General features: G+C 68.1%; 1 protein-coding gene. It reads left to right on the top strand.

Features of this window, described 5'->3' with window-relative positions:
* Positions 1-107: 107 nt before the first annotated feature.
* Positions 108-1251 (top strand): flavin-dependent oxidoreductase (locus tag ACIPIA_RS16615; protein WP_400511078.1); only part of this gene is annotated, 1144 nt, incomplete at its 3' end.

Below are 1251 nucleotides of genomic sequence, written 5' to 3'. Positions count from 1 at the left end.
TCCCGGTTTCAACCGGGCGCTCCTATTCGAGGCCGGTGCCAAGGGCGATTGACAATGCGAACGCATATATTTCAAACTTAAAATATTAGACCCAGGGGAACGGGCATATGCGGGTGATCATCGTTGGCGGCGGCATCGGCGGATTGACGCTGGCGTTGCTGCTCCATGCGCGCGGGATCGCGGCCACGGTCTACGAACAGGCCAGCGAGATCCGGGAGGTCGGAGTCGGCATCAACACCCTGCCACATGCGATCCGCGAGCTTGCCGATCTCGGCTTGCTGCCCGCACTCGACGAGGCCGGCATCCGCACGCGCGAGCTCCTCTACATGAATCGCTTCGGGCAGGCGGTCTGGCGCGAGCCGCGCGGCCTGCATGCCGGCGCTCCGGTTCCGCAATTCTCGATCCATCGCGGGAAGCTCCAGCGCGTCATCCGCGACGCCGTGGCGGAGCGCCTGGGCGAGGATGCGATACGGACGGGGCGGCGCCTGCTCGGCTTCATCCAGGACGAAGGCGGGGTCACGGCGCATTTCAGCGATGCGCGCTTCGGCGAGGGCGGCGAGACGTCGCGCGGCGACATCCTGATCGGTGCCGACGGCATCCACTCGGCCGTGCGCGCCTTCTATTTCCCGAACCAGGGCTCGCCGCGCTGGCAGGGCGTCCAGATGTGGCGCGGTGCCTGCGACTGGCCTGTCTTCCTCGACGGCGAAAGCATGATCATCGCGGGAGGCATGGCCGGCAAACTGGTGCTCTACCCGATCGGCAAGGGCACGACCGCGAAGACGCGGCTGACCAACTGGGTCGTCAACATCCGCAACGGCGATCCCGAGCGGCCGCCGCCGAAGGAGGCCTGGTCCAAGCCCGGCCGGCTTGAGGACGTGCTGCCCTTCGCGCGCCGCTTCAGCGTGCCGGGCTTCGATATACTCGGGCTGATCCGCGCGACCTCGACCTTCTGGGAATATCCGATGTGCGATCGCGATCCGCTGCCACGCTGGACGCATGGTCGCGTCACGCTACTCGGCGACGCCGCGCATCCGATGTATCCGGTCGGCTCCAACGGCGCCTCCCAGGCCATCCTCGACGCCCGCTGCCTCGCCGACTGGCTGGCGAAGGCCGAGCATCCGCGCCAGGCGCTCGCGGCCTATGAGGCGCAGCGCCTGCCCGCCACGGCCGAGGTGGTGGCGATGAACCGGGTCGGCGGTCCCGAGCGCGTCATCGACGCCGTGGAAGCGCTGGCACCGAACGGCTTCGACG

This window comes from Allobosea sp. CER48 (assembly GCF_044752385.1).
GTDB lineage: Bacteria > Pseudomonadota > Alphaproteobacteria > Rhizobiales > Beijerinckiaceae > Allobosea.
Note: the sequence above shows the minus strand (reverse complement) of the source record. Positions and strands in the feature narration are given on the sequence as shown.